This window comes from Bifidobacterium asteroides (genome assembly GCF_048001765.1).
Classification (GTDB): Bacteria; Actinomycetota; Actinomycetes; order Actinomycetales; family Bifidobacteriaceae; genus Bombiscardovia; species Bombiscardovia asteroides_K.
This window is the reverse complement of sequence record NZ_CP181447.1, coordinates 1,443,380-1,466,884: the sequence shown is the minus strand read 5'-3', so window position 1 is coordinate 1,466,884 and position 23,505 is coordinate 1,443,380. Positions and strand designations below refer to the sequence as shown.

The window sequence follows — 23,505 nt, the reverse complement described above, 5'->3', positions numbered from 1 at the left end:
GCATCGTGGCGCTCAACCAGAACATCGTCATCAGGCTCATGGCGGACAGCACGGACTACACCGCCAAGATGCAGGCCGCCTCAGCCTCCGCCACGGAGCTGTCCACAGCCCTGGAACGCCCCATGAGCAAGGGCGAGCGGTTCTCCGCCATGGGTCAGAAGGTGGCCCTGGGCGTGGGCGCTCTGAGTGCCGCCATTGGCGTGGCAGCCGTCAAGGCCTTCGCTGATTTCGACCAGTCAATGAGCGCCGTGCAGGCCAACACCGGCGCTTCCGCCGCCACAATGGGCAGGCTCAGGGATGCGGCCCTGGAGGCCGGGGCACGCACCGTGTACAGCGCCACCGAGTCCGCCGACGCGATCAACGAGCTGGCCAAGGCCGGCGTATCCACGACGGACATCCTCCAGGGCGGACTGGACGGTGCCCTCGACCTGGCCGCCTCCGGGCAGATGGGCGTCGCCGACGCCGCCGAACTCACTGCATCCGCCCTCAACGAGTTCGGCCTGCAGGGCAACCAGGCCAGCCATGTGGCCGACCTGCTGGCAGCCGGCGCGAACACAGCCCAGGGCGGGGTCTCCGACATGGGCGAGGCTTTGAAGATGGTGGGCACGACCGCAAGCCAGCTGGGCATGAGCATCGAGGACACCACCGGAGCCATCACCATGATGGCCTCCCAGGGCATCGTCGGCTCCGATGCTGGCACGCAGCTCAGATCCGCGCTGATCGGCCTGACCAGCGCCTCCGGTCCAGCCAAGGCCGAGATGCAGCAGCTGGGCATCAGCATGTACGACAGTCAGGGCAACTTCGTTGGCTTGGCAAATTTCGCCGGCCAGCTCAAGGAGAAGCTGGCCGCCCTAACCCCCGAACAGCGGGCCAACGCCATGGGCGTACTGTTCTCGAACGCGGCCATGAGCGTGGGCAACACCCTCTACGAGCAGGGTGCCGAAGGAGTCAGCAAGTTCACCAGGCAGGTCAACCAACAGGGCTTCGCAGCCAAGCAGGCCGCAGCGCTGACCGACAACCTCAAAGGCGATGTCGAACAATTCGGCGGCGCAGTTGAGACTTCCCTGATCAAGATCGGGTCCGGGGCCAACGGGCCCATCCGCAGCGTCATCCAGTCGGTCACCAGCCTGGTGACCGCATTCGGCGACCTGCCCGCCCCTGTGCAGCAGACGGTCGTCATGCTCGGATTGGCCGCCGGTGCCGGAGTGGGCCTGCACAAGGTCTTCGGCCAGACGGCGCAGAGCACCAGCGCGCTGAGCCGCAGCTTCGGCCTGGTCGTGGACCCGGTGCAGCGTGTGCAGGCCGCCATGGGCAATTTCGGCTCGGCGGTGGAGCAGATCAAACTGTCCACGCTCACCTATGAGGAGCAGATGCGCCGCGTGGGGACCGCCACCAGCGGCTCAGCCCTGCGTATGGGCGCACTCAAAAGCGCCGGTAGCGGCCTCGTCGACCTACTCGGCGGGAAATGGGGGATCGCTCTCGGTGTTGCCGGAGCCGTGCTTGATGTTTTCGCTAAGCACGCGGCCCAGGCCAAGGCCGCGCAGGATGAGCTGACCCAGGCCATGGCCGAAGGCGGGGATGCCAGCGAAAAGCTCGTCGACATGATCACCAGCGGTAACAACGTCGACTGGGGCTGGGTGCAATACGTCGACACGGGTTTCCATACTCTTGACGACATGCTTCAGGCCTGCGGGATCAGCGCCGGCACTTTCGCCCGAGCCATACAGGGCGACAAGGATGCCATCAACCAGGTCAACAAGGCGTTGGAGGCCAATAAGCAGTCCGGCAGCCAGTACTACGGGGTCATCACCGAGGGCCAGACCAAGCTCTCCCAGCTGACCAGGGAGTACAAGAACTCCACGGAAGAGACGAAACGCAACAAGGAAGGCAAGGACGAACTGGCAGCCAGCGACAAGAAGGCCGCCGACGCGGCCGGCCAGCACGCCCAGGCGCAAGGCCAGTCAGCCGAGCAGACCCAGAAAGCCGCCGACGCATCATCCATCCTCTCCACCCAGCTTGGTGCCTCCAGCAAAGGGCTGGACGAGGAATCCTCCGCGCTTGGCGAGGCTGTGGACGCGCTCAAACAGTACTACGGCTTCAAACTGTCGGCTTTTGACGCGGACACCAAGTGGGGCAAAGCAGTATCCGCAGCCGACGAGGCAGTGAAGAAGAACGGCGTGACTCTGGATAAGAACACCGCCAAAGGGCAGGCCAACAGGGATGCACTGAGAGGACTGGTGGAAGCGGCCCAGCAATCCGCCGAAGCGCACGCCCGCGACGGTGAAGGCATCGACAAGGTCAGCCAGGTCATGGAGCAGGGCCGGCAGAAGGTCATCGCCTATGCGAAAGCCATGGGCATGAGCGACGGCGACGCCGCAGCTTTCGCCGACTCCGTGGGCCTGTCCTCGGGACGGGTCAAGGATCTGGTATCCCAGATTGAAAAAGCTAATGCCAAGCCCCTCAAGATACAGGACCAGGCATCGAAGACCCTCAAGCAGGTGGGTCTGGCTGCCAAGGGGCTGCCCGACGGCAAGACCATCCAGATCACCGGCAAGAACAAGGATGCCATGATGGCCATCCATGAGGTGACCGGCGCGAAGATCGACGACAAGCACTCCAAGCTGACCCTGGACAAGCACCAGTACGACATGGCGCTCGCCCTGGCCAACGGGGCGACCATCGACACCAAGACCGGCCAGCTGAAGGGCGACAACAGTGACCACTGGAAGAAGATCGCCCAGTCCAACGGGTGGAAGATCGACCCCAAGACCGGCGTGATCTCCGGCAATGACGGGCCGTTCATGGCTGTCAGAAAAGCAGTCGACAACGCCACCATCAAAGACAAGACAGTGCATGTGGGGGCTGAGGCGAGCGGCTTCTGGAGCGTCGTCAACAGCATTCTGGGCAAGGTCTTCCACGTCAACATCAGCGCCACCGGTGGTCATGCGGTCGGCGGTCTGATCACCGGGCCTGGGACGGGCACCAGCGATGACATCCCGGCCCGCCTGTCCAACGGGGAGTACGTGATACGAGCTGCCGCAGTCCGCCAGTACGGCACGGAGATGCTCAACGCCATCAACTGGCAGCGGTATGCGACCGGAGGCTACGTGCAGAAGTACGAGGCCACGCCGCTTCCCGCCAACCTGCCGCTGCCGGCCCAGCAGGAGCCGCGGATTGTGTATGAGCAGCCGGTCACTTTCCACCAGCATGTGGTGCAGGATCCTTACGCGCAGTCGGCTTTGGATTCGGCCAGGGTGCGTCACGCGACCCTCGGCCTGCTGAGGAGAGGGGGGATGCTGTGAGCACGGTGATCCTCTACCCGCAAAGCGGCGATAAGGAGCTGTGCCGCCTGTACGGGGATGACGGTGACCGGGAGATGATCCTGCGGGAGATCGACGGCTGGTATGGCACTCCTGAGTCGCGAACGGAGGCCGCGCCCCGCAAGTGGGGTGACGGCGACCATGATGTGGGCGAGTCGGACATCGCCTACGGGGCCCGCACCGTGCCCATCTCCTACCGGCTGCTGGCCGGCGACCGGGGCAGGCTGGAGCATCTGCGCGGCATGCTTGGCGCTTTGACGCACCGGCTGGTCCGCCTGCGGGTCGTGGACCCCCCCGAGGACACCTACCAGGTGGGCGAAGTGCTGCAGGTGCTCCCCGACAAGGCTCCGCAAAACATGGCCATGCAGACCGATACGGGCCTGATCACCGTCCTGTGCCGGCGTCCTGAGCGCTTGTCCTGGCGGTCGACGGATGTGCAGCTTTTCCCCGTGTCCTCCTCTTCTGGGGGCCTCTATTACGGGGAGAAGGGTCTGGGCCTGGCCTATCCGCTCTCGTATGGGGCTGATGCGGGCTCCCCGCAGAGTGTGGCCCTGCTGCGCAATGCCGGCTCGGCCACGGCGTATCCGGTGATCACGGTGACGGGCCCGATGCCTGACGGGGTGCTCCTGGTGGGTTCGGACGGAAAGGCGGTGCAGTGGTCGGGGAGCGTGGGCCGTGTCCCGCTGGTTTTGGATTGCCGGACGCAGACGGCGTCCATGGGGGGCGTGGATGTGAGCAGGCGGCTCACACGCCGAGGCTTCCCATCGATCCCGCCGATGGGGTCTTTGTCGGTGCAGCTGATGTCTCCCGGCTCGGGCTGGGCGACCGTGAGCGTCCGTGACACGTATTTATAGAGGAGTGATCTATGTCTACAGCTTTGGGTGTGGCCCCGGACAGCGAGGGGCAGGGGTGTGATGCGCTGACCCACCGGAGGGTGATCGCCTCCCAGTGGGAGAGCCCGGGCGTGGTGTCGGGCCTGGTGGTGTCGGGCCGTCAGGATCTGCGCTACGGGGTCAGCCCGGGTGCCGCCGTGTGCTCCATGGGGGATGCGGACGGGATGAGCATCGCCTGGTGGGATGGTGCAGGCAGCCCGTATACGGAGAATGCCGTGGCTGCGGGCGATTCGGCCTATCCGCGGATCGATGCGGTCTACATCATCGCCTATACGGGCCAGCCGGATAACCGTGTGCATGTGAAGGTGGCCCAGGGGGAGCCTTCGGCCAGCCCGCAGCCTCCGGAGGTGGAGGCCGGGGGCCTGGTGGTCGGCTACCGGATGCTGCCTGCCGGGGCGATGAGCACCGCATCGGCCATGGCGTACGGGGATGTGGACTATGCGATCCCGTATGGGGCTCGGATGGGTCGCATCGGCTACGGGAGCAACACGAGCACGGTCGATCAGGACTGGTCCACCGATTGGTGGCCGCAGGCTCCGACGGTGACGCGGATGATGCCCACGGACCGGCTGGTCACCGTGCGTTTTACCTTCCGCGCGAGCGTCGGCGGGGAGAAGGTGGGCAGCTTCTACACGATGCCTGTGGTCGACGATCAGGATATGGGCGACGGCCTGGACGAGTGCCAGGTGTCGTATGTGTGGGCGCGCCAGCATGTGGAGTGGCGGCTGGTCCTCAAAGGAGGCATCTCGCATACAGTGGATGTCCTGGCCAGGCCGAACCTGGGACGGCCCCGCTTCCGTTGGGAGGGGCTGCGCACGGTGGAGGTCATCGACGAGGGTGTGGCCCAGTGAGCTGGAGGACCTGGCTGACCGACGCACGCGACGGGCAGGTCATCGCCCCAGTGGACGTGCCCAGCTTCCAATGGCAGATGGGGATAAGAGACTCCTCCTTCACCACGACGTCGCGTGAGCCCGGCGACCGGAGCGCCTCGAATCTTACCCTTCCATGGTCGGCGCTGCCGGCCTCCACGCCCGACCAGCGGAGCCTGCTGCTGGATTCGACCAGGCGGGCCCTGTGCCTGACCTGGGCCGGCTCGATGGCGGGTGATGATTTCGGCGACCCGGCCATCTGGGGCGTGATCGGGGAGCGGCAGGACACGCAACAGGACACCAGCTTCCCCCTCTCCTCGCCTTTGGAGCTTTTGAGTCAGCGGCTGGTCGTCCGCGAGGGTGCCTACCGGGACGGGAAGAGCACGGATGTGATCGGCCTGGGCGGCCTGTCCTACCGGGGCATCATGTGCGAGGCCGGCCTGTACGCCACCAACCGCAAGCAGGGCGGCACCCTGCCCATCGACTGGCCCTACCAGGGGGAGAAAGGCAGCCGGCAGAAGACCAGCTGGAAGGCGTGGAACATCCAGAACAACGGCGCGAAAAAGCTCCTGTGTGACATCGCCGACCTGCAGGACGGGCCCGACTTCGCCTTCATCCCGTACCTGACCGGGGACGGGACGCATGTGCGGGTGCGTTTCGAGGCCGGCTCTGACGGGGACCGGCGTTTGTTCGCCTCCACGCCTCCGGTCTGTCTGGCCTATCATCCGGGGGCGAGCCTGCTGGATGACCTGCAGGTGGCGCACGCCTCCCCGGTCCAGCGCGTGTATGCGACGGGTGCCGGCAGCGATGAGAGCGTGCTCACGGCCCTGGCCCAGGACCTGTCGGGCATCACCGGCGGCCCGGACCCGCAGATCCTCCGGGAGGCCGCCTGGTCGGACACGGACACCGACAACCTGGACGTGCTCAGGTCCCACGCGCAGGCGCAGCTGCAGGCGGGCCGGCGCAAGCTGATCCAGATCACCGCGCAGGTGCATTTCGGGGACCTGACCGCCGGCAACGTCGTGCTTTCACCCGCCAGCCTGCGTCCGGGCATGCCGGTCGTGCTGAGCATCCAGGGGTTTCCCAGCCTGCCGGACGGCGACTACCGGACGGCGGTCATGCTCCTGTCCGGCGACCAGACCGATACGGCCAAGGTCACCTTCGATGTGATGGAAGACCCATACCAGTAGTAAGGAGCGTATCGTGCAGCATACGCTGATCACCCCGCAGAGCCCGGGGGAGCAGCTGGCCGCCCTGGCCGCGGGGGCCCTGGACATGGCCACCAGGCAGCAGACGGGCAACATCGGCAGCGTCACCATCCCCACGGCGAACGGCACCAAGCTGATCGCCGGCGAGGCGGCCGGACTGCAGGGCATCGCCCCCTGGGTGGGGGACACGACCCCTCCGGGCATTCCCACGGGCATCGGCGTGGACTCGGCTGCCGGCATGATCCTGGTCTCCTGGGACGGCAGCCTGCAGGGCGGCATCCCTGCCGACTTCGACCACGTCCAGATCCTGGTGGACGGCGCGGAGGCTGGCCAGCTGCGGGTCCGTGGTACGGCGACCCTGGGCCCGTATGAGGCTGACAGCGTCCACCAGGTGACCGCCAGGGCATGGGATGATGCGCATGCGGAGGACGGCAGCCCCGCCCCCAACTGGTCCGATCCCACCAAGCCGGTGAGCGTGACGGTCAAGAGCGTCGTGGACGCCGACGAGATCAAAGAGGCGCAGGACAAGGCCCAGCAGGCCATCAACGAGGTCGCCGGGGTGCGGCAGACCGCGTCCAATGCGAGCAAGGCGGCCGCCGACGCGGGCAAGGCCGCTGCAGACGCCGGCAGCACGGCCAGCCAGGCCAAGAGCATCGCCGACGGCCTGTCAGGCAGCGTGGGCACGGCCGTGTCCACGGCCAACAGTGCAGCAGCGTCGGCCAAGCAGGCGTCGAAGGACGCCGGCGACGCCAAGCAGAAAGCCAGCGAGGCCGCGTCCAGTGCCAGCACGGCGGTCAGCCAGAGCGCGGCGGCCAGCAGCAAGGCCGACACGGCCCTCTCGCGTGGCGTGGAGCTGGTCCGCAACCCGGCCTTCGACCCGGCCCTGGGCGATCTGGATGGCTTCGGGCTGAGCATGGGCGCGAGCGGTGCCCCGGCCAAGCCGCCCCTGCCCTATGCCACCTACGGTGCGCTCACACAGAGGGATTATTTCAGCAGCTGGCGCTTCCCCTTGGACAAAGGCCGCAGGTATCGTTTCGGCTTCTGGGCCATCTGCGACGGCAAGGGTCGCGAGGATCTGCGGATCGGCTGGCGGTATGTCAACCCCAATACGCATTGGGATCAGGCGGTCACGGTCACGCAGGAGGAGGCCTCGTCCTGGGTGTGGCGGGAGGCCGTCGTCGGCACGCCCGACCAGTGGACCGACACGGACCACAGTCTGAGCGTGTGGCTCAACATCGCCGGCTACGGGGATCAGGCCACGGGCTGGTGGATCACCGGCCTGACCGTCCGGGACGTGACCGACAGCCAGGCCGCCAAGGACCAGGCCGCCAGGGCGCAGACAACGGCTGACGGGAAGAACCGGATCATCGCCGCCGCATCCGAGCCGGTGCACGGTGGTCTGGCCCTGGGCGACCTGTGGATGCCATTGGACAAGGCGAATAATGTCGTGGGCATTCAGGTGTGGAACGGCAAGGCTTTCGTGGACTACGTGCTGTTGGCGCAGGAGGTGCTGGTGGCGGGCAGCGTGGGCACCATCTGCCTGGCGGACGGTGCCGTGGTCGCGGACAAGGTGACCGCGTCTGAGGCTTTGCTGGAAAAGTTGCTCGTGCGCAAGATCAAGGCTGACGAGATTGATGTGGGGATGCTCACGGCCGCCATAGTCAAGTCGGGTTTGTTTTCCACGCCTGACGGCCTGGTGGGCTTCGACTCGTCGGGTTTCTGGGCCAAAGGCAAGGACGGCAACTACATCTTCCGCGCCTCCGGGGACGGCGTGCAGGCGACTGGCGGCTTCCAGACCGCCGCCAGCGGGGACCGCATCCAGCTGAGCCAGATTTTGTTCAAGGGGAGCACGATAGGAGGCCTGCAGGGCATCGGTGATGATCCGGAGACCCCGTACTGGCTGATCTGGGGGGACCACGACGAGGACGGGATAGCGAGCCGGCTGATGATGGGCACCAGCACGCAGCAGTCGGAGATTTGTGTCTTCAGGGATGATAAGGGGCGGAATAACGTCAGCCTGACGGCCAACAGCGTTGGCATCAGCGGCTTCGATTCGACTGAGGTCGAATCCGATGATGTGCGTCTGACGGGGCATAAGAGCATCCGTCTGGATGCTGATGCGATCTGGGTGCGGGGGGTCAGGCTGCCGGTCAGTGGCATCGCGTCGGGCGGCTACTCGCATCATCAGGGAGCCTGGGAGATCAGCTTCAAGCAGGCGTCCAGCAGGTACGGGGATCTGTCGTTCACGACTGGCGGCAATCCAAGCAGCGCGAACGGGGTGCAGGGGCTGCGTATCCCGTGCACGGGGTACTGGCTGGTCTCGGGCGCGGTCAACTGCACCGGGACGGGGAACGAGGCGGCCATCGGCCTGGGCATATACGACCCGACGTCCGGCAGCCTGAACACCTTCTGGGACGGCTTCATCATCGATTTCACCACCTCTCCCAACACCTGGGTCACGCAGGCGGTGCCGTCGACGGTGGAGTACCTGCAGGCCGGGGATGTGGTCATGTGGCGCAGCGCGTCGAGCCTGCAGGTCGGCGGGGGAGCCAACTACCTGATCGCCACGCTCCTGCCCTTCTAAGGAGGCTTTTCGGATGCCTGACGTGCTGATGACCATCCTCGAATCCATCGTGCCCATGCTCCTGACCGGGGTGGGAGGCCTGTGCGGATGGCTGCTCAAAAGCCACCGCAAGGAGGAGGCGCGCGACCAGGCCATGGAGACGGGCCTGCGCACCCTCCTCAGGGCCGAACTGCTGGAGATCCACACCCGTCATGTGGTGCATCACGAGCCGATCAGCGTATCCATCCAGGATGAGGCCGACCGGGTCTACCGCGCCTACCACAGCCTGGGAGGCAACGGGACAGGCACCATGATGCACCAGCAGATCATGCGCCTGGACGCCTACCTGGACGATGACGTGGGCCACGATGCGTAGCCCTGCCTGACCTCAACCTGTCCAGCCGCCCGTCCGGGCGGCTTTTTCATGCCTACACACAAGGAGGATAAATGCGATGGTCCCATGCGCGGCACGCCCGCGCCAAGCCCCGGTACGGGCGGATCATGGTCGGGGCGCTCGCCGTCCTGGCCATGCTCACCCCGGGAGCCGCCTACGCGGACGCGGGTTTCGACAACGCGAGCTACCAGGGGTGCTACAACGCGCAGGCCGCCAAAGACTCGGGAGCCAGTTTTAGCATCACGAAGATCACGGAGGGCACCTGGTATGTCAATCCCGCCGCCGACTGCCAGCTCGCCGCCAACCGTGCTGCGGGCCTGCGGCTGGGGGCCTACGGGTACGCCCGGCCCGAGAAAGGCACCAGCCCGGAGGCCGAGGCCGATTTCTTCAACGCCCAGGCGGACGCCAGAGGCTTGGTGCACGCGGGAGTGATCCCATTCCTGGACTGGGAACCGCCAGCACCGTATAACAAGCACACAGACTGGGCCAAGAGATGGCTCGACCGGGTGTCCGCTCATTGGGGGACCAAGCCGATCATCTACATGCAGGCCTCAAACATCAAGGCTGGGGACTGGTCTGCTGTGGCCGGAGCCGACTACGGGCTCTGGGTCGCCGGCTACCCGCACGGGTACAAGGGCGAGCGCCTGCGGGACCCCGGGGCACCGCCCTACTCGGTGGCACCCTGGCCTTTCGCCGCCGCCTGGCAGTACTCCTCCTCGGGGCATGTGCCCGGCGTGGGCAACGCCGTGGATGTCAACTGGTTTTATGGGGATGCGGCCACCTGGGCGCGCTATGCCAACGCTCCGGTAGGCACGCAGGCCAATCCTGTCACGCCGGCTCCCACGCCTTCCCAGGGTGCGCCTGTCGGCGACGTGGGCAGTCTCGCCACGGCGGTGATCCGCGGCGAGTACGGCAACGACCCGCAGCGCCACGCCTTGCTGGGCAACCGCTATGCGGAGGTCATGGCCGTGGTCAACGAACGTCTGCGAGGCAACACGGGCGGAGGCACAGGGAACGGCACCTATGTGGTGCGTCCCGGCGACTGCCTGAGCGCCGTCTTCGGCGGCAGCTGGCCCACCGTCGCCAGACTCAACGGCATCAGCCCGCCCTACATCATCCATCCCGGCCAGCGTCTCGCCACCGGCAGCGGTGGAGGCGGCGGAGGACGGACCGTGACCGTGCAGCGAGGAGACACACTCTCCGGGATCGCCGCCAGGCTCGGCATCCCCCAAAGCCGGCTGCACGGCTACCGGTCCGGCAACCCCAACCGGATCCAGGTCGGAGAAGTACTCCACTACTAAGGAGGTGACATATATGACCGATAACACAATCGAGGAGGAGGGCAGGCCGTACTGGCTGCCCGACTGGCTCTACCAGATCCTCAAATGGGTGGGACTTGCATTCCTGCCCTTGCTGGGCGCTTTCATCCACAGCGTCGGCCCCGTCTGGGGTCTGCCCCATACGGACGCCATCGTGACTACGATCTACGCGCTGGGAGTGCTCATCGCAGGCTGCATCGCAGGCAGCCAGGCCAAAGCAGCTTTCAGCAAGTAGCGGCCTGCCCATAACACAATCGCCTCCGCTCCGGTACTTTCAGGGCGGGGGCGGTTTTAAATTCTGATAGCCAACGTTAATCCGGGCCCAGTGTAATAATGTCCGATACCTACCCTTGGAGGACTCTATGGAGGAAACGAAGAAGGAGCGTCGAAAGCTCCTTGAAAAGAAGGTGGATACTTCATGGCAGGAGCAGAAAACGATGGCGTTAGAAGCAAGGGCTCTCGGAGCAAAGCTACGCGAAGGAAAGCCGATAAGCTTCCAGAAAACAATTGGGAGGATCTCCTTATAGACAGCAGGACCCCTCTGTATGCGTCGGAGCATTCAGGGCGGTATGAACGCCAGAAACTCATCAGGGGATACGAGCAAATCACCGGCAGGAATCTGATTGCAGTCGTCGATCAGATATACGAAGGGAAGATGACCGTATTCCAGGAGCTCCTGGGCGATTGCGACCCGGATAAAGAGCTTGATGTGCTCTTGTCGTCACCCGGCGGGAGCGGGGAGATGGCGTTACGCATGGTGCAATCCATGCAGGATCAGTGCCGAGCCGTGCGCGTGATCGTGCCTGATATGGCAAAAAGCGCTGCTACCGTGCTTTGCCTAGGTGCTGACGAGATAGTGATGGGCCCGGCTGGTGATCTGGGTCCCATCGACCCCCAGATGATCCTTAAGTCAAGATTCATGGTCAGCGCAAAGGAACTGGTACAGGCTGTGGAGGACGCCGAGGCAAAAGTACGGGATAATCCCGGAGCGTTTGCCTTGTATTCGTCTTTATTGTCTGAAGTTAATATGCTGACATACGAGCAGTCAAAATCAGCTATTGCCCGTTCGGAAACATTGATGAGAGAGGCGCTGGAAGCGGTTACAACACGAGGCAAAGATGACGTGGACCGCCTATGCGATCAATTAAAGGGGCCTCTGATTGATGTGCCCACGAACCATGCAGCTGTATTCTCTTATGAGAACGCAAAGCGTTGCGGCCTGCCCGTCACAAGACCAGATCTAGGCGGCAGGGAATGGAAAGTGCTGTGGTCCCTTTGGACACACTACTATGCGATCGGCAGCTTCCCAGCCGGCAGCACGGCAGTATACGAGGGCAAAAGAGTTTCACACATCGAAAGCCCTGCAGGCGTTGCCAACTGAACAATCTCGCATTCAATAGTTAAATCGCCCTCGCTTCGGGAGACCGGAGCGGGGGCGATTTTTGCGTTCAATGTTACATATGGAGTAATATGCATAACATGCATTCCTCTGGAGCACAAACACATAGGGGCGAAGAAGACCAGTTGCCAGAGTCAATATGTTCAAAACGGGGAAGCACTAATACCATATTTTGGTTCCCTTATGGTGAGTGCCAAACACTTGAAGACGCTTTTCAGGAGCAGTTCAGTAATAAATTTTATAATGATGATCAATTCGTACAGGCTCAGGTGGAGTTTGAGCACACACTCGATTTGGCTCGTAAAGGGATGCTCGAAGGGATACGACAAATTCAGCTCATTAACCCTGCGACAACCGAGCCGGAAATAATATATGAGATTAAAACGCATTATCCTAATTCCCAACGATCGAGTAAGAGAACCGGCTATATAGGCGCTCGGCTATTCCACGGTCAGGATGAATCAAAACCGAACGGGGTAATTTGTGTCTACTTGTATGCAAAAGTTGATCAGGGGAAAGAAGATGCACACATTAACCAAGACGAGGCAGCTAAGTCAGCGGCCTTCAGGTTTGACGAATGCCGGAGATCCCGCTGGGAAAAACTTGTGGAAGTACCACCTTCAGTGTAGAAGTGATTATTTCCGCTCACGGAGGTTTTGATTTGCCAGTACGGTCTTTGTAGGGTACTTTATATAAACTGCACTTTATATAGGAGGGCACTTTGAAGGAGCAAGCGGGTGTGAAGAGCCGCGAAGAGCGTCTGCACAGGGCTCGTAAGCAGATTCGTCTTGACGGACAGCTCGTGGAACAGCTGAAAACAATAAGAGAGCAGCAGGGAGTGTCCCAGGAGGATCTCGCCTTCAAGATGGGGATCACACAGCCTGCTGTATCTTCAATTGAATCTGGGAACACGGATCCGAAGCTTGGTACACTGCGCCGATACGCGAATGCTTTGGGGTGTGTAATTTCACATCATGTAGAGCCTGATGATGGTAGTCCAAGTAGTTGTGTTGAAGAAAAGGTGGTCAATCGGTACGAGAATCAGGTAACAGAGAATTTGATTTTATCTCTTAACGCGTGGCTCCGTGCCATTAACGGGTCGGAGCGACGTGAAGGCAGTGGCTTTAAGGTGACTTATAAGACGCTGAAACTGGAGATGCGGTGAGAGTAGAGACATTATTGGAAAGGTCTGAGTTTAATAGCCTCAGTCTGGATTTGGTGCAAGGCGTAAGGGTGCCCTCTGGAGCAAACCCGCCGGATGGGTACAAGAATCTATCCAAGAATGAAGGCACTTGGGACGCAATGTGCGTGTGTGGACAGGATAGGTTTGCTTTCACCGCATCACTGCAGCTTAATGGCGAAGGTGCTTGCTACACAATCGCATACTCAGCCTATTACCGGATGAAAGATCTCAATGAATCCGACGTGGACGATGCCGTGTTGACCGAGTTCTTCAACAAGGTCGCTTTCTTCCTCGTCTACCCGTATTTCAGAGCCACACTGACGCAGATGGCCGGGAACATGGAAGTGCCTATACCGGTCCTCCCTGTGGTGCAACAGGGTGATGCGGCTTTTTCGGATATCGAGGTAAAAAGACCAGAGACCAAAAAATAAGCTTCATAAGCCTTCTCTACATAATTTTGTCCGATAACCTGTAATCTGGTCTTGTCATGTCGTCTGGCTCCCCCAATAATGCGGACGGCATAACTTTTTCATTCGAGGTATTGGCTGAGGGTGATGGCGGCTTTGCCTTCCATGGCGTGGTGGTGCATGTCGCAATAACTGAGCGTCTGCTTTCCGCATGATTCTGCCAATCCCGGCCTATTATCCCAGGTATGGCCTATATCCCTGATGATGTCTCTCAGATCCCCGACAACCACCCTGGCTATGTGCCCGCCTCCGATGATGAGCGGGAGCGACTGACCATCCTCCTGCACAAGAGACTCGACCAGATCATCGACCAGGAGCAGCAGGCAGGACTCAGCCGGCAGGACCGCGAGCGCCTCGCCACCATCCACCAGCAGGTCAGAGCAGACCTGGCCGCCATCCGATACGGGGCCACAGAGCGGAGCGTGAGGGAGATCGAGCGCAGATATCGGGAGAGTCGCTAATCCCGTTTTTCTGATTTTGGGTCACACATGGGTCACACGTATTGGCATCGAGGGTGTGTCGGGAATATGAGAAAACCCCTGCTTCCCAGTCGGGAGTAGGGGCCTGAGCTGGGGTGGCTAACGCGGCTCGAACGCGCGACCTCCTGAACCACAATCAGGTGCTCTACCAACTGAGCTATAGCCACCATGGTGAATCAACCCGCATCGCGAATCAATGCAACAGATGAAACTATACACGATGGCATGACATGGCACGCCGGTGAAGTGTGACCCATGCCTAAAGACCGTGCTTTGTCTTTGGACCTTCAGTTCACGACCCTGGCCTCTACATAAAAAGTCTCCAGCACCACCAGGGTCTGATCATCGACGGTGAAGTCCGGATCATCCAATGCCTGTCGCATGTTTTCTGAGGTCCAGAAAGACTCATGAGCCTCGCGCCACTCAGGAAGGCTTTTATAGCCTTCTCCCTCATTCAGAACATGCTGCAGTGTGACCAGGCCAAGTCGGGTCACGCTCACCGAGGCATATCTGAGGATGGCAATTGGCTGGTCATCTGAGTTCAACAGAAGCGTTCGTCGGCCGGAGGAGGGAAGTGGCTCATGATCATGGATGAACTCTGCCATCAGGCTGGTCGTAGCGGTTTTGCGCCCCTCCCGGATCGCTTCCACCAGGCAATCACGTTCTGGGCCGGGGAAGGCGAATTCATCCTTGGGAAGATTCGCAACATCTTGGGCTTTGACCGCTGGTATTTGCTTATTTTTCATAGTGGTTGTGATTGTCTTGCCTATCAGACTTAGGCTCTTTGTCGTCGAGCGCTTTTCTTATGGGTTGGTATTCCTTGATCAGATCGGCCAGGCTCATAGCGGCATTGGCGGGACTGGTGGATGGCAGATTGATCATCGTCGGTCGATATCGCTTCTCCTGCAGGATCGGCAGGCAGTAGCGACGGTAAAGCTGGCCGGCCTTGCGTCCTGTGGTGAATATGGTGCCGATGGGCACACGGTCCAGCAAGCCAGCGATGTCGGTCGGCACGACATTGGTTATTGAAGCGTCGGAGGCACCGTGGATGTCGCATTCCTGGATGACATCCCAGAGTGCTATGCAATGATTGAGGGCAAACCTAGCACGGACAGCCGGATCAGGCTCTGGAACAGGCTGGTCGAAGAGTGCAGCCAGCACGGGCCAGAAGCGGTTGTGCGGAAACATGTAGTAGAAGCCGGCTTCACGCGAACTCGGGCTGGGAATGGATCCCAGGATCAGCACACGAGATCGGTCATCCCAAATGGGTCCGAACTCGTGGGTGACGTGTGTGGTCGAACCTGCAGTCATGCGCCAAGCAGTCCAGTCAGAGACGCGGTCATCACGTTAGCCTGTGCAATCACCAGAATGAAGACCAGCAGGCTGGTTGCGCATTCGACCAGGCCCACATACAGAATGGGAACGCGGCGCCGGCGGGAGATGGCTGGCAGCAAGGCCGCGCGAACCAGCAGCACCAGGGCGGTCAACAGAGGCCACCATCCTGCGGTGCGTACCATGGCGACCCCGATCAGGCAGAGGACCAGGTTCCAAGCCAGCGAAAGCAGGTAGCACCAGGTCTTGCCGCGCTCGCGGATCATGGTCTTGACGAAGATGACCGAACCGAACTGGGTTACAGCGAAGACAGCTGCACTGACCACTCCAATCGATGGCAGGGCAGCGCTTGGGAAAAATCCGCTGGCGAAGCAGTCCACAGCAGGATTCGGTTGGCATCCGAAGTAGCTGGCCTTGGCGCTTTCCGGACTCGGTCCCGGCGTCTGGAATCGTGACCCTAGGGAGACGGCGATCAGACAGAGCATGCAGGCCGCAATCACGGCTACGGTATCGTTCCACCAGGAGCGTTCCGTGCGCAGCCAGGCGGCGGCAAAGTTCAGCACACCTAGCACCAGGTAGAGCGGGGCCCATCGCAGGAGCCCTGGGGTGCCGACCAATAGGATAAGCCCGGTCACGGCCGTGAGCAGAGCGTACCCCAAAGCTGGTGGTGCGAATCTGGCGGCTCGGTGCGAAACCATCCACCTTGAGCCGGTGAACTCAAAGCAGTAGCAGAAAGCCCAGGCAACCATGAGCAGCAGGCTCCTCCAGGTCGGGCCTCCGACCAGCAGCCCAGCCAGGCCCGGCATCAAAGCCATGGCCCATCCGCCTATTTGGTCGGGGATCCATAGCCGCCGCCACTGCCGTCCTTTAGGTCGTGATCCGTTGGTGGTAGTCGATTTGCGGGCTTGAGGGTTTGGTCTGCTGCCGTTCGACCCGGCGGCCTTGCCCCTGTCTGCGTCTGTAAGCATACTCATCAGCCTACGCCCCGGTATGGCTGTCACTGCCTCTTCCGTAATGCCGATTCGGTCAATATCATGGTCGAAGGAGTCACGAATCACATGGGTTCCTGGATTCAGGAGGCAGATGATGGGTCAGGTGGACATCAAGCGTGTATACGAGCAGGCAGCTGATGAGGACGGGGTCCGTATCCTGGTCGACAGGCTTTGGCCGCGCGGCGTCAGCAAGGAGCGGGCAGCCCTGTCCGGCTGGCTCAAGGATGTCGCGCCCAGTCCGGACCTGCGGCGCTGGTGGCACCATGATCCTGACCGCTTCCAGGACTTCGCGCGCCGCTACCGCACTGAGCTGGATGACAATCCCGCCTTGGAGGATCTGCTGAGCATTGTGCGCGAACATGATCGGACGACACTGGTCTATGCAGCCAAGGATCCAGCCGTCAACCACGCTCTGGTCCTTCGCGACTACATCCGGCAGGCTCTTGAAAAGGAAGACAAGTAGACGCTTGGCCATATACAAATTCCAAGGCGTTTCGGGACACTGGCATTGATGGAGCCAAAGCTGCTCCACCTAGGCACGATGCCAGCGCAAGTCCTTAAGCGGCCATCTTTTTGGAATATGAAACAGGAACGCCCTCGCCTGTTCGGACACTATTCAGGACAATGGCACGTCTTTGTCGGCGCTGTTCGCTGAATCCGGAACGTAACCGGCGGCTCCCGCAAAGCCAGGCCCACCATTGTTCCTGGTATTTATCTGTCCTGGTTTAGATATGTATTCCTATGTATTCATATTCCGTCACCTGCAACGCCTATGGATTAGGAATCTGTTGGACGCGGGTACCCGATTACTGGGACCTGCATATATAGGGTATGTGAAAAGGCCTGTTAGGGGTCTGCTGCAAGAGCTTTCCCAAAGACGTTTCCGAGGCGACATCACAGTGAACAAAGCCTAGAGCATACAGACACGTGCCAGGCGTAACGATGTCTGGTCCGGTGATATACTTTTCAGCGTGTGTGCCGACAGCACGCCTTATGTCACAGGTGAGCTTGTCGGGATATCCCCGAATCCGAAGAATGCAGGCAGCAATGTCCTGCAGGAGGATCAGGGGCCATCGGGCCGGTGGACAGTGGCTGATCTCTCCTCCTGGGAGCGACTGCGGCTGCGGTGCGGCGGTCTCGCAGTGCAAACGAAGACAAGTTCATCGAAGGAATCGGAGAGAGTCAGTTGCCAACAATTGAACAGCTCGTCCGCAAAGGGCGCAAGGCCAAGCCTCGCAAGTCGAAGACTTTGGCACTCAAGGGCAGCCCGCTGCGTCGCGGCGTGTGCACCCGTGTCTACACCACCACACCTAAGAAGCCGAATTCGGCTCTGCGTAAGGTTGCCCGTGTCCGCCTGAGCTCCGGCATTGAGGTTTCCGCCTACATCCCCGGCGAGGGCCACAATCTGCAGGAGCACTCCATCGTGCTGGTGCGCGGCGGACGTGTCAAGGATCTGCCCGGCGTGCGCTACCACATCGTGCGCGGTGCGCTGGATACCCAGGGAGTCAAGGATCGCAAGCAGGGCCGTTCCCTGTACGGAGCAAAGAAGGCCAAGTAACACATGTCACGCAAAGGACCAGCTAAAAAGCACCAGCTCCTGCCCGATCCCATCTACGGTTCAACCGTGGTGGCCCAGCTGATTAACAAGATCCTGCTGGACGGCAAGAAGTCCATCGCCGAGAACATCGTCTACACCGCTCTGGAGCAGGTCAAGGAGAAGACCGACCAGGAGCCCGTGGCCGTGCTCAAGCGTGCCCTGGACAACATTCGTCCCAGCCTGGAGGTCCGCAGCCGTCGTGTCGGCGGCGCCACCTACCAGGTCCCCGTCGAGGTCAAGCCGAACCGCGCCAATACGCTCTCATTGCGGTGGCTGACCGATTACAGCCGCGCCCGTCGTGAGAAGACCATGTCGGAGCGGCTGGCCAACGAGATCCTTGATGCCTCCAACGGTCTGGGTGCAGCGGTCAAGCGCCGTGAGGACACCCACAAGATGGCCGAGGCCAACAAGGCGTTCGCCCACTATCGCTGGTAATCCCAAGAGAGCGAGAACAAGGAATTATGGCACAAGACGTGCTCACGGACCTGACCAAGGTCCGCAACATCGGCATCATGGCCCACATCGATGCTGGCAAGACAACGACGACCGAGCGTATCCTCTACTACACCGGAGTCAACTACAAGATTGGCGAGACCCACGACGGCGCCTCCACCATGGACTGGATGGACCAGGAGAAGGAGCGTGGCATCACAATCACCTCCGCCGCCATCACGGCCTTCTGGAACCGCCAGTCCCACGATCCTGAGGACCGCTATCAGATCAACATCATCGACACCCCCGGCCACGTGGACTTCACCGCCGAGGTGGAGCGCTCCCTGCGCGTGCTCGATGGCGCTGTGGCGGTGTTCGACGGCAAGGAGGGCGTGGAGCCCCAGTCCGAGACCGTCTGGCGTCAGGCCGACAAGTATGGTGTGCCCCGCATCTGCTTCATCAACAAGATGGACAAGCTGGGCGCCGACTTCTACTACTCGGTGGACACCATCAAGGACAAGTTGGGTGTCAAGCCGCTGGTCATGCAGCTGCCTATCGGCGCTGAGAGCGACTTCCACGGCGTGGTCGACCTGGTTCGTATGGTGGCCTACTACTGGAAGGACGAGGCCGACCTGGGCGCCAAGTACGACACCATCGACATACCCGACGACCTTAAGGACAAGGCCGAGCAGTACCACACCGAGCTGCTTGAGGCCGTGGCCGAGTCGGACGAGGATCTGCTGGAGAAGTACCTGGGCGGCGAGGAGATCTCCCAGCAGGAGATCCGCACCGCGGTGCGCAAGATGACCATCGAGCAGTCGGCCTTCCCGGTCTTCTGCGGATCCGCCTTCAAGGACAAGGGCGTGCAGCCCATGCTGGATGCGGTCGTGGACTATCTGCCCAGCCCCGAGGACGTGCCGGCCATCAAGGGTTACAAGATCGGTGACGAGTCCGTCGAAATCGACCGCAAGCCCACCGCGGACGAGCCCTTCTCGGCCCTGGCCTTCAAGGTTGCCACCCACCCCTTCTATGGCAAGCTGATCTATGTGCGTGTCTACTCCGGCAAGGTGGCCCAGGGCGATACCGTCCTGGACTCCACCAAGGGCAAGAAGGAACGCGTCGGCAAGCTCTTCCAGATGCATTCCAACAAGGAGAATCCGGTCGACGAGGCCATCGCCGGCAACATCTACGCCTTTGTCGGGCTCAAGAGCGTCACCACCGGTGACACCCTGTGCGACGAGAAGGAACCGGTGGTGCTGGAATCCATGACCTTCCCCGATCCCGTGATCGAGGTGGCCGTGGAGCCCAAGACCAAGGCCGATCAGGAGAAGATGGGCATCGCCCTGCAGAAGCTCTCCGAGGAGGATCCCACCTTCCAGGTCAAGACGGATGAGGAGTCCGGCCAGACCCTGATCTCCGGCATGGGCGAGCTCCAGCTGGACATCCTGGTGGACCGCATGCGTCGCGAGTTCCATGTGGAGTGCAACGTGGGCAAGCCCCAGGTGGCTTACCGCGAGACCATCCGCAAGGCCGTCATGAACCAGGAGTACACCCACAAGAAGCAGACCGGCGGCTCCGGCCAGTTCGCCAAGGTGCTCATGAACTTCGAGCCCCTGGATACCACCGAGGGCGAGACCTACGTCTTCGAGAACAAGGTCACCGGCGGCCACATCACCAAGGAGTTCATCCCCTCGGTCGATGCTGGTGTGCAGGAGGCCATGGAGTCCGGTGTGCTGGCAGGCTTCCCGGTCGTGGGTGTCAAGGCGACCCTGACCGATGGCCAGATCCACGAGGTCGACTCTTCGGAGATGGCCTTCAAGATCGCTGGCTCCATGTGCTTCAAGGAGGCTGCTCCCAAGGCCAAGCCCGTCATTCTCGAGCCCATCATGGCCGTCGAGGTTCGTACTCCCGAGGAGTACATGGGCGACGTCATGGGCGACATCAACTCCCGTCGTGGCTCCATCCAGTCCATGACCGACGCCACCGGCGTCAAGGTCATCGACGCCAAGGTGCCCCTGTCGGAGATGTTCGGTTACATCGGCGACCTCAGGTCCAAGACCCAGGGGCGCGCCATGTTCACCATGCAGATGGACTCCTACGCTGAGGTCCCCAAGGCCGTCAGCGACGAGATCATCAAGGCCCAGCGGGGCGAGTAATGCCGGTCCGGCCCGCCGCCACGGCGGGCCGCCGCAAAAAAGCTCTTCTGTCACAAGTCGGCGTTACACTCTTGTAGCGCTGACTGGGCGGAGGGCAAAAGTGGCAAAGAACCTGATAACCCAGTAATATGTAGCGAGTGCTCTGTGCGTGGTTCGCGCAGGCAACCTACGAGACGTCCAGGAGGACAAAACACAATGGCAAAGGAAAAGTACGAGCGGACCAAGCCGCACGTTAACATTGGCACCATCGGCCACGTCGATCACGGCAAGACCACCCTGACCGCGGCCATCTCCAAGGTGCTGCATGAGGAGTACCCGGACGTCAACCCCGAGTACGATTTCGCTCAGATTGATGCTGCTCCTGAGGAGAAGGAGCGCGGCATCACCATCAACATCGCGCACATCGAGTACCAGACCGCCAAGCGCCATTACGCCCACGTGGACTGCCCCGGACACGCCGACTTCGTCAAGAACATGATCACCGGCGCTGCTCAGATGGATGGTGCCATCCTGGTGGTCGCCGCCACCGACGGCCCCATGGCCCAGACCCGTGAGCACGTGCTGCTGGCCCGCCAGGTCGGCGTGCCGAGGATCCTGGTCGCCCTGAACAAGTGCGACATGGTCGACGACGAAGAGCTGATCGAGCTGGTCGAGGAGGAAGTCCGCGATCTGCTGGATGAGAACGGCTTCGACCGCGACTGCCCCGTCATCCGCACCTCCGCCTACGGCGCCCTGCATGACGATGCCCCTGACCATGACAAGTGGGTTCAGACCATCAAGGACCTCATGGATGCCGTCGACGACTACATCCCCACCCCTGTCCATGACCTGGACAAGCCCTTCCTGATGCCCATTGAGGATGTCTTCACCATCTCCGGCCGTGGCACTGTGGTGACCGGTCGTGTCGAGCGTGGCAAGCTGCCCGTGAACACCAACGTGGAGATCGTCGGTCTGCGGGACACCCAGTCCACCACCGTCACCTCCATCGAGACCTTCCACAAGCAGATGGACGAGGCCGAGGCTGGCGACAACACCGGTCTGCTGCTGCGCGGCATCGGCCGTGAGGACGTCGAGCGCGGACAGGTCGTGGCCGCTCCCGGCACCGTGACCCCTCACCACAAGTTCGAGGGCGAGGTCTACGTGCTGACCAAGGACGAGGGTGGACGCCACTCGCCGTTCTTCTCCAACTACCGTCCGCAGTTCTACTTCCGGACCACCGACGTCACCGGCGTCATCACCCTGCCCGAGGGCGTGGAGATGGTTCAGCCTGGCGATCACGCCACCTTCTCCGTCGAGCTGATTCAGCCCGTCGCCATGGAGGAGGGCCTGACCTTCGCTGTTCGTGAAGGCGGCCACACGGTCGGTTCAGGTCGAGTCACCAAGATCATCGAGTAGGATTGCCTGTCGCTTATCGGCACAATCCAATGACGGGGCCCGGAATCCTTCCTGTGATTCCGGGCCCCGCCCATATCCGGCAGGTCTCGCCGCCGGACCATTCACGGTGTTCATGCGCCGTGGCATAATAGGCGAGGATTTATCGCGAGCGGGCCGGATCCTGTGTGGCCCGGTGCTTTCGGCAGATGGCCAGGAGCCCTCCGAAGGAACGTTCATCAGAATGAGGTGGTATCAAGGTGGCACAGACTTCCAACGACATCAAGAACGGATCGGTCATCAACCTGGATGGCAAGCTTTGGACCGTCATCAAGTTCCAGCACGTCAAACCGGGCAAGGGGCCGGCCTTTGTGCGCACGACCATCAAGGACGTCCTCTCGGGCAAGATTGTGGACCGTACATTCAACGCTGGTATGAAGATGGACTTCGAGACCGTCGACAACCGGACCATGCAGTACTCCTACCGGGACGGTGACTCCTTTGTCTTCATGGACATGAATACCTATGAGCAGGTCAACATCCCCGAGGCCCTGGTCGGCGATCAGGAGCGCTTCCTGCTTGAGGGCACCGACTGCATCATCAGCTTCCACGATGGCAATCCCCTGTCCGTGGAGCTGCCTGCGTCCGTGGTGCTGACCGTGACTGCAACCGAGCCCGGCGTCCAGGGCAACCGCTCCAACGCCGGCACCAAGCCCGCCACTGTGGAGACCGGGGCCGAGATTCAGGTTCCCCTCTTCGTAGGCGAGGGCGAGAAGGTCAAGGTGGACACCCGCGACGGCTCCTACCTGGGCCGCGAGAACTGAGCAAGGCGGAAACCACACATCCATGGCACGTTCCACAGCCCGCAAGCGGGCCTTGAACACCCTGTATGAGGCCGATGAGAAGAGCCAGGATTTCCTCTCCCTGCTGGAGGAGCGCAAAGCTAGGCCGGGGGCGCAGACACCTCTGCCCGCCTACGCCGTGACCCTCGTTGAGGGTGTAGCGGAGCATCGTCGAGACATCGACGATGCCCTGCAGACCCACTCCACCCGGTGGCCGCTGAGCCGCATGCACGCCATTGACCGCAACATTCTGCGCATCGCCGCCTGGGAGATGCTCTACAATCCCGATGTTCCCGACAAGGTGGCCATCGATGAGGCTCTGTCCCTGGCCAAGACCCTGTCGGATGCCGATGCCCCCTCCTTCATTCATGGCGTTCTGAGCGCCCTGGAGCAGGAGAAGGATGAGCACCAAGCTCGTCGTGAGCAAGCCGATCAAATCGCTGCCCTGGCTGATGCCGAGGCCGATTCAGACGTTTCAGATGATGAATTCGGTAAGGTAAAAGCAGGGATCGCACCCTCCAAGCCCGGTTCCTTCGAGGATGCCCATGCTGACAGCAATTCGGAAGCGGCAACGAGTAGACATGAAGAAGGGGATTCCGATCAGGCCCCTGACCATATGGTCGATCAGTCGGTCCCCAGTCTGGACCAGCTGAAATTGACCTTGCCGGAGGAACTGACCCCCGATGTGG

Annotated in this window: 22 protein-coding genes, 1 tRNA gene and 1 pseudogene; 20 read left to right on the top strand and 4 right to left on the bottom strand. The window is 61.6% G+C overall.

The genetic code is table 11. The features are described 5' to 3' along the window. Positions 1-5 precede the first annotated feature (5 nt). The 13 genes from ACNAOV_RS05810 (at position 6) to ACNAOV_RS05750 (ending at position 14,076) form a co-directional block, all read left to right on the top strand. Entirely contained in the window at positions 6-3,302 is a 3,297-nt protein-coding gene (locus tag ACNAOV_RS05810) for a phage tail tape measure protein (protein ID WP_416516969.1), read from the top strand. After that, positions 3,299-4,174, top strand: a complete 876-nt coding sequence (locus ACNAOV_RS05805) for a hypothetical protein (RefSeq protein WP_416516968.1) — start codon at positions 3,299-3,301, stop codon at positions 4,172-4,174. Before ACNAOV_RS05810 ends, ACNAOV_RS05805 begins: the two co-directional genes overlap by 4 nt. An 11-nt stretch (positions 4,175-4,185) precedes the next feature. Continuing rightward, entirely contained in the window at positions 4,186-5,064 is an 879-nt protein-coding gene (locus tag ACNAOV_RS05800) for a hypothetical protein (protein ID WP_416516967.1), read from the top strand. Next, positions 5,061-6,272: a hypothetical protein gene (locus ACNAOV_RS05795; RefSeq protein WP_416516966.1), complete on the top strand. Its 1,212-nt coding sequence runs from the start codon at positions 5,061-5,063 to the stop codon at positions 6,270-6,272. Before ACNAOV_RS05800 ends, ACNAOV_RS05795 begins: the two co-directional genes overlap by 4 nt. Positions 6,273-6,285: 13 nt before the next feature. Beyond that, positions 6,286-8,874 carry a hypothetical protein gene (locus tag ACNAOV_RS05790; protein WP_416516965.1) on the top strand — a complete coding sequence of 863 codons (2,589 nt, stop codon included), beginning with the start codon at positions 6,286-6,288 and terminating at the stop codon, positions 8,872-8,874. Between the two features lie 13 nt (positions 8,875-8,887). Beyond that, positions 8,888-9,229 (top strand): hypothetical protein, encoded by a 342-nt coding sequence (locus ACNAOV_RS05785; protein ID WP_416516964.1) that lies wholly within the window; start codon positions 8,888-8,890, stop codon positions 9,227-9,229. 71 nt (positions 9,230-9,300) lie between these two features. Continuing rightward, entirely contained in the window at positions 9,301-10,548 is a 1,248-nt protein-coding gene (locus tag ACNAOV_RS05780) for a GH25 family lysozyme (protein ID WP_416516963.1), read from the top strand. Between the two features lie 13 nt (positions 10,549-10,561). Then, positions 10,562-10,801, top strand: a complete 240-nt coding sequence (locus tag ACNAOV_RS05775; RefSeq protein ID WP_416516962.1) for a phage holin — start codon at positions 10,562-10,564, stop codon at positions 10,799-10,801. A 183-nt stretch (positions 10,802-10,984) separates the two neighbouring features. Beyond that, positions 10,985-11,947 carry an SDH family Clp fold serine proteinase gene (locus ACNAOV_RS05770; protein WP_416516961.1) on the top strand — a complete coding sequence of 321 codons (963 nt, stop codon included), beginning with the start codon at positions 10,985-10,987 and terminating at the stop codon, positions 11,945-11,947. Positions 11,948-12,036: 89 nt separating this feature from the next. Continuing rightward, a complete protein-coding gene (locus ACNAOV_RS05765) occupies positions 12,037-12,594 on the top strand; it encodes a hypothetical protein (protein ID WP_416516960.1) in 558 nt (185 codons plus the stop codon). A gap of 92 nt (positions 12,595-12,686) precedes the next feature. Continuing rightward, the gene (locus ACNAOV_RS05760) at positions 12,687-13,130 is read left to right on the top strand and encodes a helix-turn-helix domain-containing protein (protein ID WP_416516959.1); all 444 of its coding nucleotides are present in this window, start codon (positions 12,687-12,689) and stop codon (positions 13,128-13,130) included. 236 nt (positions 13,131-13,366) lie between these two features. Continuing rightward, positions 13,367-13,579 carry a hypothetical protein gene (locus ACNAOV_RS05755; protein ID WP_416516958.1) on the top strand — a complete coding sequence of 71 codons (213 nt, stop codon included), beginning with the start codon at positions 13,367-13,369 and terminating at the stop codon, positions 13,577-13,579. A gap of 221 nt (positions 13,580-13,800) precedes the next feature. Then, complete coding sequence (locus ACNAOV_RS05750) at positions 13,801-14,076, top strand: hypothetical protein (RefSeq protein WP_416516957.1); 276 nt, start codon at positions 13,801-13,803, stop codon at positions 14,074-14,076. Between the two features lie 109 nt (positions 14,077-14,185). On the opposite strand, the gene ACNAOV_RS05745 is transcribed toward ACNAOV_RS05750, so the two are convergent. The 4 genes from ACNAOV_RS05745 to ACNAOV_RS05730 all read right to left on the bottom strand — a co-directional run bounded on the left by ACNAOV_RS05745 (position 14,186) and on the right by ACNAOV_RS05730 (position 16,400). Beyond that, positions 14,186-14,261: transfer RNA gene (locus ACNAOV_RS05745), tRNA-His, on the bottom strand. 120 nt (positions 14,262-14,381) lie between these two features. Beyond that, positions 14,382-14,840 carry an ASCH domain-containing protein gene (locus ACNAOV_RS05740; RefSeq protein WP_416516956.1) on the bottom strand — a complete coding sequence of 153 codons (459 nt, stop codon included), beginning with the start codon at positions 14,838-14,840 and terminating at the stop codon, positions 14,382-14,384. Next, entirely contained in the window at positions 14,830-15,405 is a 576-nt protein-coding gene (locus ACNAOV_RS05735; RefSeq protein WP_416516955.1) for a DNA-deoxyinosine glycosylase, read from the bottom strand. Before ACNAOV_RS05735 ends, ACNAOV_RS05740 begins: the two co-directional genes overlap by 11 nt. Further along, positions 15,402-16,400, bottom strand: coding sequence for a YwiC-like family protein (locus tag ACNAOV_RS05730; protein WP_416516954.1), 999 nt, complete (start codon positions 16,398-16,400; stop codon positions 15,402-15,404). The genes ACNAOV_RS05735 and ACNAOV_RS05730 overlap by 4 nt, the downstream gene beginning before the upstream one ends. A gap of 112 nt (positions 16,401-16,512) precedes the next feature. Here ACNAOV_RS05730 and ACNAOV_RS05725 point away from each other — a divergent pair, with 112 nt between their 5' ends. The 7 genes and pseudogenes from ACNAOV_RS05725 to nusB form a co-directional block, all read left to right on the top strand. After that, entirely contained in the window at positions 16,513-16,881 is a 369-nt protein-coding gene (locus ACNAOV_RS05725; RefSeq protein WP_416518163.1) for a DUF488 domain-containing protein, read from the top strand. Positions 16,882-17,604: 723 nt separating this feature from the next. Further along, positions 17,605-17,976: a 30S ribosomal protein S12 gene (gene rpsL / locus ACNAOV_RS05720; protein WP_015022141.1), complete on the top strand. Its 372-nt coding sequence runs from the start codon at positions 17,605-17,607 to the stop codon at positions 17,974-17,976. Positions 17,977-17,979: 3 nt separating this feature from the next. After that, complete coding sequence (gene rpsG, locus ACNAOV_RS05715) at positions 17,980-18,450, top strand: 30S ribosomal protein S7 (RefSeq protein ID WP_015022140.1); 471 nt, start codon at positions 17,980-17,982, stop codon at positions 18,448-18,450. 26 nt (positions 18,451-18,476) lie between these two features. Continuing rightward, entirely contained in the window at positions 18,477-20,603 is a 2,127-nt protein-coding gene (gene fusA / locus ACNAOV_RS05710; RefSeq protein WP_416516953.1) for an elongation factor G, read from the top strand. Positions 20,604-20,798: 195 nt separating this feature from the next. Beyond that, a complete protein-coding gene (gene tuf, locus ACNAOV_RS05705; RefSeq protein WP_416516952.1) occupies positions 20,799-21,998 on the top strand; it encodes an elongation factor Tu in 1,200 nt (399 codons plus the stop codon). Between the two features lie 236 nt (positions 21,999-22,234). Next, positions 22,235-22,798 carry an elongation factor P gene (gene efp, locus ACNAOV_RS05700; RefSeq protein WP_015022137.1) on the top strand — a complete coding sequence of 188 codons (564 nt, stop codon included), beginning with the start codon at positions 22,235-22,237 and terminating at the stop codon, positions 22,796-22,798. A gap of 22 nt (positions 22,799-22,820) precedes the next feature. Next, positions 22,821-23,282 (top strand): annotated as a pseudogene (gene nusB, locus ACNAOV_RS05695) (transcription antitermination factor NusB); the annotation flags it as partial. Positions 23,283-23,505: the final 223 nt, after the last annotated feature.